This is a genomic window from Variovorax sp. KBW07, assembly GCF_003852515.1.
Taxonomy (GTDB): domain Bacteria; phylum Pseudomonadota; class Gammaproteobacteria; order Burkholderiales; family Burkholderiaceae_C; genus Variovorax.
Genome location: NZ_QAJK01000136.1, coordinates 22,137 through 30,098 on the forward strand (window position 1 = coordinate 22,137; position 7,962 = coordinate 30,098).

Here is a 7,962-nt window from a genome sequence, read left to right on the forward strand (position 1 = left end):
GTCTTCGTCAGGGCGCCAGCATCAGCACCTTGAACTGGCTCGGCACGATCCGCATGCCCAGCGCGTTGCTGCGGTTCTGCACCGAAAGACTGGTCATGCGCGTGGCCGGGCTGCCCTTGAGCAGCACGGTGAACGAGCCCGTGACGTGGCGCGACGGCCCCATCACCGACGGAGAGATCACGCCCAGCGTCACGCCGGCGTTGTCGCCGTTGGTGAGCGGCGTGACGGTGGCCAGGTTGTGCGCCGGCGCGCACATGAAAAGAATGTTCCAGGCGTTGGGAATCGCGGTCGGGCCGAGCGCGATGTTGGGGTAGGGGATGGGAATGGCCGGCGGCGTCTTGCAGACGTCTGGAAAGGCCAGGTCCAGGCCCATCAACTGGCAGTTGGCAAACATCGTGCGGTTCCTTCCTTCGGGCTTTTTGTTCAGCCCATGTGGATCTGCTGGCCGTCGACCTTGACGACGGCGCGCGCCGTCACCACGGTCTGCGTGGCGTGGATGCGCGCCAGGTCATTGGCTTCGTAGTCGAGCTGGCCGCAGCGCAGCTGCTCGGTCTGCTCGACCATGCGGAACGACGACCGGCTGATGTGCACCAGCCGGTCCATCACCGATTCGCAGAGCCGGCCCACCACGCGGATGTTCGACGCCATGACCTCGGCCGCGCTGCCGAGCCAGCGCAGCGTGCCGACCTTGCAGTCGGCCTCGTCGGCGGTGAGCGCCAGGCGGCGGCCTTGCAGTTCCACGTCGGCCGCGCCCTGCAGGCGGATGGTGCCGGCGCTCTCGATGCGCACGCCGCCGTTGGGCGTGGCAAAGCTCAGGTCGCCGGGGGTCTGGATGCGCGCCTGCGTGCTGTCGGCCTGCTCGATCACCGCGATCAGGTAGACGCGGTAGCGGTCGGGTCCGGCAATCAGCACGGTGTCGCCCAGCTCGGGTTGCAACAGGCAGCTCGCGGCACGGCGGCATTGCCAGGTGCCGTCTTCGCATTCGACGCGGAACAGCCCTTCAGGCAGGCCTTCGACCACGAGGCCCAGACGCTGGACTGGCGCGCGTTCCAGATCGGCGGGGGAGGTGCGCAGCGGTGCGATGTTCATGGTGACGGGTTCCCTCGAAGGGTGGATGGATGAATGGGCAGCCCCTTGCGCGCGGACCAGCGCTCGGCCTCGGCCAGCTCGGGGTCATCGGGCAGCACGCCGGCATGGCCGCGCAGCGCGTCGGGCGGCCGCGCGCCGTGCAGCAGCGTGCGAAACAGCCGGGCGTCGGTGAAGTCGGCGCCGCCCAGTTCCGCGTGGGAAAAGTCGGCATACGTGAGGTCGGCGCGCGCGAAACGCGTGGCCTGGCAACCGGCGCGGTGAAAGATGCATTGCTGCAGGCTCGCGCCGCTGAAGTCCGCCGCGCCGAGCCTGGCGTCGATCCACAGGCTCTGGTCGAAATGCGCGCCGCGCGCGTCGGCCTGGCGAAGGTCGGCTTCGGGAAACAGCGTCTGCGGCGCGTGCGCACGGTGCAGCACGGCACCCCGCAACGCGGCGCCCTTGAAGTTGCATTGCGCGAGCCAGGCCTCGGTGAAATTGCAGCCCTCGAGGTCGGCATCGACGAACTGGCACATCTGGAACCGCTGGCCGGAAAAGTCCTGCCCCGCAAGCCGCGATTCCACGAAGACCGCACGCTCGAACGCGGCCCCGGCAAGCCGCGTGCTGCGCAGGTCGACCTGGAAGAACACGGCCTGGTTCAGGCGCGCACCCGAGAGGTCGGCCTCGGCCAGCGGCGAGCGGAAGAACAGGGTCTTGTCGAGCAGGCTGCCGGCCATGCGGCAGCGCTCCAGCGTGGAGTCCGAGAACTTCGTGTCGGCCAGCCCGGCGTTCGAAAAATCGCTGCCCGAAAGCCGGCATTCGTGGAACACCGCGTCGCCCAACTGCGCGCCGTTGAATTGCGCGCCTTCGAGCGAGCTTTGCGAGAACGCGGCGCTGCGCAGGTCGGCTTCGGCCAGCACCACGCCGTTGAGCGTGCAATTCAGGAACTGGCTTTGCTCGAAGCGCGTGCCCACGCAGCTCACGCCATCGAAGTCGACCTGCTGGAAGATGCCTCCCGACAGGTCGAGCCCGTCGAGCCGCCAGCCCCGGCAGCTCCTGTTCTCGATGGCTTCGCCCCTTTGCACCAAGGTCTGCAGGCGTTGCGGCGTCATGGAACCGCGGCGCCCTCGCGGCGCGCCGGCACGACCTTGGCCAGCCGGGTGTAGGCGCCTTCGAGCAGGGTGCTGTCGTCCACCAGGCTCTGCGACAGGTCGGCGCGAAACAGGTTGGCGCCGCGCAGGTCCGCAAAGCGCAGGTCGGCTTTCTGCAGGCTGGCATCGATCAGGTTGGCGTCGCGCAGCGATGCATGCTGCAGCCCGGCACGCACGAAGCGCGACTCGCGTGCGTCGGTACGCGACAGGTCCGCGCGGGAAAGATCGCACTCCGAGAAGTCGCAGTTTTCAAGGCGCGATTCGCTCAGGTCGGCTTCAGCCAATGCCATCAGGCGCAGGCTGCATTCGCGCAGATGGGCGCCGCGGAACACCACCTGGCGCAGGCTGGTGCGGCCCACGAAGCAGGTGGTGCGCAGCGTGGCGCCACTGAAGTCGAGCGGGCCGTCGGCCTGCACATCGACGAACACGCAGGCTTCGCAGCGGGCTTCGGTGAAGCGCAGCGCAGTTGGCTTGCAGCCGACGAGGGTGAGCTTGAACAGCTGCGCATGGCTGAAGTCCAGTGTGTGCAGTTGCGTTTTTTCGAACAGCATCACGACCTTCAGGCTGGCGCGGCGGAAGCTGCAGCGCGCCATGTGCACCTCGAGCAGCGTGTTGTCTTCCCACTGGGTGTCGTCGAAGTCGCAGTCTTCGCAATGCATCTGCTCGAGCGTCGCTCCGCGCAGGCTGGCGCCGGCGAACACGGTGCGGCTGCATCGTGCAAGGCCGAGGTTGGCGCCGTCCAGGCAGGCGCGGCGCAACGAGGCGGCGTGCAGGCTGGCGCGCACCAGCACGGCCTGCGACAGGTCGGCATCGTCGAGCTGTGCGCCGTCGAGGTTGGCGCTCTCGAGTTGCGTCCCCGTGAAGCGTGCGCCGCGCAGGTCCATGGCCGACAGGTCGGCACCCGTGAGGTCCATGCCCGAGAAATCGCGCGACGCGGCCATGCGCCCGGCCACCTGCTCGCGCAGGCGGGCGGCCGGCTCGGCCTCCATGCGGTCGGCTGCGTCCTGGTGGTGGGCGCTGTGCAGGTACATCTTGCGCAGCGAGGCATCGACCGTGGCGTTGCGCTGCATCAGGCCGGCCAGCGGCGCCATGTCGGCGGCCTGCTGCGCGGGCATGGCGGCCACGGCAGCGGCCATGGACTGGAAGCCCGGCGTCATCGCGGCGGAAGGCGGGCCCTTGATGCCCGGGGTCTTCCGGCCTTGGGCCAGCGCCAGCAGTTGCTGCATATCGGCACCGGGGGCGCCGGGGGCATCGGGGCCTGCGCTACCGGTTGCATCGGCTGCGTCGGCCGCGTTGGCGTTGGCCTGCAGGCGCTCGGCCAGCAGTTGCTGCTGCGCCTTCAATTGCTGCCTTGCTTCTTCCTGCGCAAGGCGGGACCGCGCGACGAATTCGGGCAACGCATCGAGGTCCGGCAGCGCCTGGGCGGATTCTTCGGGCAGGGCATAGCGGTCGGGGTCCTGGCCGGAAGCGATCAGGCGCTCGCGCATGTCTTCGCGCATCAGCGTGGCACCGCGGGTGGCGTTGCGTGCCAGCGGCCCGATCGGGCGATCGCGCAGCGACTGGTTGTCGAACCACGGCCCGATGGCCGCGGGCGGCACCAGGTCGCGGTCGCGAAAGGTGTGCAGCGCGCCGGTCTCGGGGGCCAGCCGCTGCCGCAGGATGCCGCGGTAGTGCTCGGCAGGCAGGGGCGCGGCCTGGGCGTCTTCGAGCGCGGGCATCAGGTGGCGAACGTCGGCCGCATCGTCTTCGGCAATGTCGAGCAGGCCGTGGTAGATCAGCACGATGCGCTCGCGGTGCGGAAAGAACCACGCAGTAGACAGTCGCATGGGCGCTTCCGCGAAGACTTCGCCGTCGCCCTCCGTCCGCGTGACGAAGCAGCGCGCGCGCCAGTCCGGAAGCTGTCCCCGCTGGCAGGCCTGGGTCGGGTGCATGTTCCAGATGGCGTAGGGCGCCGCATCGGGAATGTGGTCCGCGCCGTGCCACCACTGGTCTTGCGGCGCGGCGTTGAACAGGTGCCAGTCCATGTCGCGCGCGTAGCCCGGAAACCCCTCGGCCACCCACTGCGCGTCGTAGGCCTTGCCGATGCGTGCAAAGCGCTCGGGCCACATCACGTCGAGTGCGCTGAAGCTTGCAGGCCGCACGGGTTGGTCGGGGCGGTGCATGGGCGAGCCGGGCAGCTCGACATTGGGCAGGCGGCGCGTGCGCACGCCGCGCACCGTTTCATCTTCGGCGCCGATGCCCAGCGGGTTGTCCGCAAAAGTCGGTCCGCCGAAAGCGCGGGACCAGTCCAGCGGCATGGACTCGAAGGGCAGGGGGTCGGTGGCGCGTCCGTCGAGCCAGTACCGGTCGCCCGACACCCGCAGCGTCTTTTCGAGTTCGCCGACACGGACCCTCGCCACGCACCGGTTGCGAGGCGTTTCCTGGTGCGCGGTGTAGGCATGGCCGGTGGCCAGGAACTCCGCGCTGCGCTTGGGCATGCCCAGGTCGAGCACGCCCTGCGCGCCGATCTCCTCGGCCACCAGCGGCCAGAGTTCGACGTCGGGGTAGAGCATCGGCTGGCCCGGCGCCATGCCGGTCATGGCGATGACGGTAACGCCCAGGCGTTGCTGCCCGGGTTGCAGCGCGAAGGGACGGCTCAGCACGCTGAGCCGCAGCGGCTTGACGACTTTCATGGCGGGGACTGCATGGGAATGTCGGTCGGCGTGACGCGCCGGTCGATTGCCACGATCGACGGGTCGGCCGGGTCCACCAGCACCTGGACATGCCGGCCCGGCATGAAGCCGGCCACCAGTTCGTGGGCCACGCGCACGTCCAGCAACTGTTCGTGTGCCGCTACCTCTCCCTCGGCCGTGGCGATGCGCAGGCGCAGCGTGATGTCGCTGTCGATGTCGCCCTTGGAAACCCGCGTGAGCGCGAGCACCTCGGCACTGGCGGGGCGGCCCTGTGCCTGCAGGCGTTCGTAGTTCGCCTGCTCGGCGCGAAAGCGCCGGCTGTGCTGAACCGAGTGCACCACCACGCACAGCGCGACGAAGCCCAGCACGGCCCACAGGACCAGTTCCCAGGACATGTGCACGCCTCTCAGTTGAAGATGCTCATGACTTTGTTGGACAAAGCCAGGACACCGCTCTTGATGTCGGCGCCCGCCTGCGAGAACCTGAATGCCGAACGCTTCATGGCGAGCCCGGTGTCGGCGTTCTTGAAGATGGCTATGTCGATCTTGGCCGTGGCGATCTGCATGTTCAGGCCCGCATACGCCTGCACCCGCGCGCCCCAGAGGTCGAACGAGGTAATGACCACGTTGTGCCGCGTGTTGGTGCCATAGGACACGTTCTTGCGCCAGTAGTCCTGGTTGGTCGCGTGGACGATGTGCTTCTCGACGTTGTAGGTCACGTTGGGCGCATTCACGACGATGGCGACGCTGACGTTCTCCGTCTGCGTGCCGGTGATGTTGCGCGTTTCGCCGCCCGTGACGACGTCGGTGCGGGGGCCGTTGGTGGTGGACTTCTCGACGCCGTTGATGGTCGTGGTCACGGGGCCGGTGTGCGTCCAATTGGTGGCGCCGTGCACGTCGCGTGTTTCGCCACCTTTGATGGTCTCGGTTTCACCGCCATTCACCGTGCGGGTCTCGCCGCCGTTCACGATTTCCGTGCGACCGCCGTTCACGGTGCGTGTTTCACCGTTGTTGATGGTTTCGGTCTCGCCACCGTTCACCGTGCGGGTCTGTCCGCCGTTGATGGTTTCCACGCCGCCGCTGTTCACCAGCCGCTCTTCGCCGCCGTTGTAGGTGGCGGTTTCCTTCTTGGTGATGGTGGTGGTGCGCGTGCCGGTGACGTCGAGCGTCTCGTTGCCGACGATGGTGGTGGTGCGGCTGCCGCCCACGTGGCGCGTTTCGTTGGCCTCGACCTCGGTGTCGAGGTTCTTCTCGGCGTGCAGCCAGATCTGCTCGGCACCGGGCTTGTCCTCGAAGCGCAAGGCATTGGCGGTTTCGGTGGTGCCGGCGACCGAACGGCTCAGCAACCCGCTCTGGCTGGCCGAGCCCGGCAGGTCCCAGGGCGGCATCTGGTCGTTGTTGTAGACGCTGCCGATCACCAGGGGCCGGTCGGGCTCGCCGCCGATGAAGTCGACCACCACCTCCTGGCCGATGCGCGGCAGGTGCACGCCGCCAAAACCCGAGCCGGCCCAGTGGCTGGACACGCGAACCCAGCACGAGCTGTTTTCGTTGGCCTGGCCGTAGCGGTCCCAGCGGAACTGCAGCTTCACGCGGCCGAACTTGTCGGTCCAGATTTCTTCAGGGCCGACCACCGTGGCCGTCTGCGGGCCGTTGGTGCGCGGCTTGGGTGTCTTGCGCCGGGGGCGGTAGGGCACGCTCGACGGCAGCACCGAAAAATCGAACTCGCACACCGATTCGCTGCTGCCGCCGGTGGAGTACTCGGGCTCCTGCAGGTCGTAGCGGGTTTCGGTGACCAGGTACTCGCGGTTGTCGGCCTCGCGCGGGCAGTGCGTCATGGCAAAGAGGTAGCCCGGCGCCATGCCCGTCACGTTGGTGTGGCCCGAGGCAAGCTCGTGCGCGCATTGCAGCTCCTGCAGCCGAATCTTCGCGTAGCTGTCGCCTTGCTGGTGCTCGCTGTAGCCGCCCATCCATTCATAGACTTCGTAGTTCGCGTAGTCGTGCTTCTTCGGGTCCTGCTGCACGCTTTGCAGCGAGGCGCGCGACTTCTTGAAATCGAAGTCGTCGAGCATGACGCGGCCCGAGGTGATCTGCTCCGACACGCGCCAGCGGTCGATGCAGGGCTCGATGGCATTGACCATGCGGTCGCGCGGCCGGTAGGGAATGGTGGCGTGGCCCGGCAGCGTGCGGTAGCTGCCGCTGTCGTCGGCCAGCACCAGCCTGTGCGAGCCGTTCGAATGCTCGAAGTGATAGCCGATGCCTTCATGTTCCATGAGCCTGCAGACGAACGCGAAGTCGCTTTCCTGGTACTGCACGCAGTACTCCCAGGCGCGGTAGCTGCCCGTGAGGCGCTTCTCGAAGTCGAAGCCGTACTTGCCCAGCACTTCGTCGAGCACTTCGGGCACGCTCTTGTTCTGGAAGATTCGGCAGTCGGTGGTGCGCGTGAGGTACCAGAGCCAGGGCTGCACCAGCGCGCGGTACACATAGTGGCGCCCGGTTTCGTTGGCGCGGCCCACCAGCTCGAAGCGCACCACAGTGCCGTTGAGAAAGCGCGCCGCGCCTTCGTCAGCCAGTTCGATCGTGAGCGACGTGCCGAGCAGGGTCTTCAGGTCGAGGTTGAAGCTGGTGCTGACCATGTCGACCTCGAACTCGAAGAGTTGCGAGAGGCCTTCCTGTCCCCGCATGGCGCGAAACTTGAGCTGTTCGGCGCTCAGTACGGTATGGACGAGAACGGTACGCGGCATTCAGAATTTCCCTGGCTCAGCGGCTTTTGCGGGTGCAAGCCTTTGAGCGCCAGTCTAGAAATTCCGTATGTCACATACATGACGCAAAAGGTACGTTTTCCCTCTGAAAACGGGGTGCAAACTAAGCACTTATAGAGACCGTCTGTCGGTGGTCTTGTGGCTACGTTGGGTTCGTTGGTCAGCGCTGCTGTTCAAGTCATTCGGGGCGACGCCCACGCCGACGGTGTGCTCTGCTCCGCGAATGTCCCCCGCTTCGCTCCTCCTTTATTTCGCTGCGCAGAGCACACCATCCGCGTGAGCGTCATCAGAGTGGTCGTTGATCAGCGGTACACCA

General features: G+C 67.3%; 6 protein-coding genes. All 6 read right to left on the reverse strand.

Annotation, left to right across the window (positions count from 1 at the left end):
• Window positions 1-7: 7 nt before the first annotated feature.
• From DBV14_RS25445 to DBV14_RS25470, 6 genes are read right to left on the reverse strand one after another with little or no spacing between them, the layout of a single operon-like run.
• The gene (locus tag DBV14_RS25445) at window positions 8-394 is read right to left on the reverse strand and encodes a DUF4150 domain-containing protein (protein ID WP_124463363.1); all 387 of its coding nucleotides are present in this window, start codon (window positions 392-394) and stop codon (window positions 8-10) included.
• A 29-nt stretch (window positions 395-423) separates the two neighbouring features.
• Window positions 424-1,089 carry a DUF3540 domain-containing protein gene (locus DBV14_RS25450; RefSeq protein WP_124463365.1) on the reverse strand — a complete coding sequence of 222 codons (666 nt, stop codon included), beginning with the start codon at window positions 1,087-1,089 and terminating at the stop codon, window positions 424-426.
• Window positions 1,086-2,177 (reverse strand): pentapeptide repeat-containing protein, encoded by a 1,092-nt coding sequence (locus DBV14_RS25455; RefSeq protein WP_124463367.1) that lies wholly within the window; start codon window positions 2,175-2,177, stop codon window positions 1,086-1,088. The genes DBV14_RS25450 and DBV14_RS25455 overlap by 4 nt, the downstream gene beginning before the upstream one ends.
• Window positions 2,174-4,888 carry a DUF2169 domain-containing protein gene (locus DBV14_RS25460; protein WP_124463369.1) on the reverse strand — a complete coding sequence of 905 codons (2,715 nt, stop codon included), beginning with the start codon at window positions 4,886-4,888 and terminating at the stop codon, window positions 2,174-2,176. The genes DBV14_RS25455 and DBV14_RS25460 overlap by 4 nt, the downstream gene beginning before the upstream one ends.
• Window positions 4,885-5,283 (reverse strand): DUF3592 domain-containing protein, encoded by a 399-nt coding sequence (locus DBV14_RS25465; RefSeq protein WP_124463371.1) that lies wholly within the window; start codon window positions 5,281-5,283, stop codon window positions 4,885-4,887. The genes DBV14_RS25460 and DBV14_RS25465 overlap by 4 nt, the downstream gene beginning before the upstream one ends.
• Window positions 5,284-5,294: 11 nt before the next feature.
• A complete protein-coding gene (locus tag DBV14_RS25470; protein WP_124463373.1) occupies window positions 5,295-7,628 on the reverse strand; it encodes a type VI secretion system Vgr family protein in 2,334 nt (777 codons plus the stop codon).
• Window positions 7,629-7,962 lie beyond the last annotated feature (334 nt).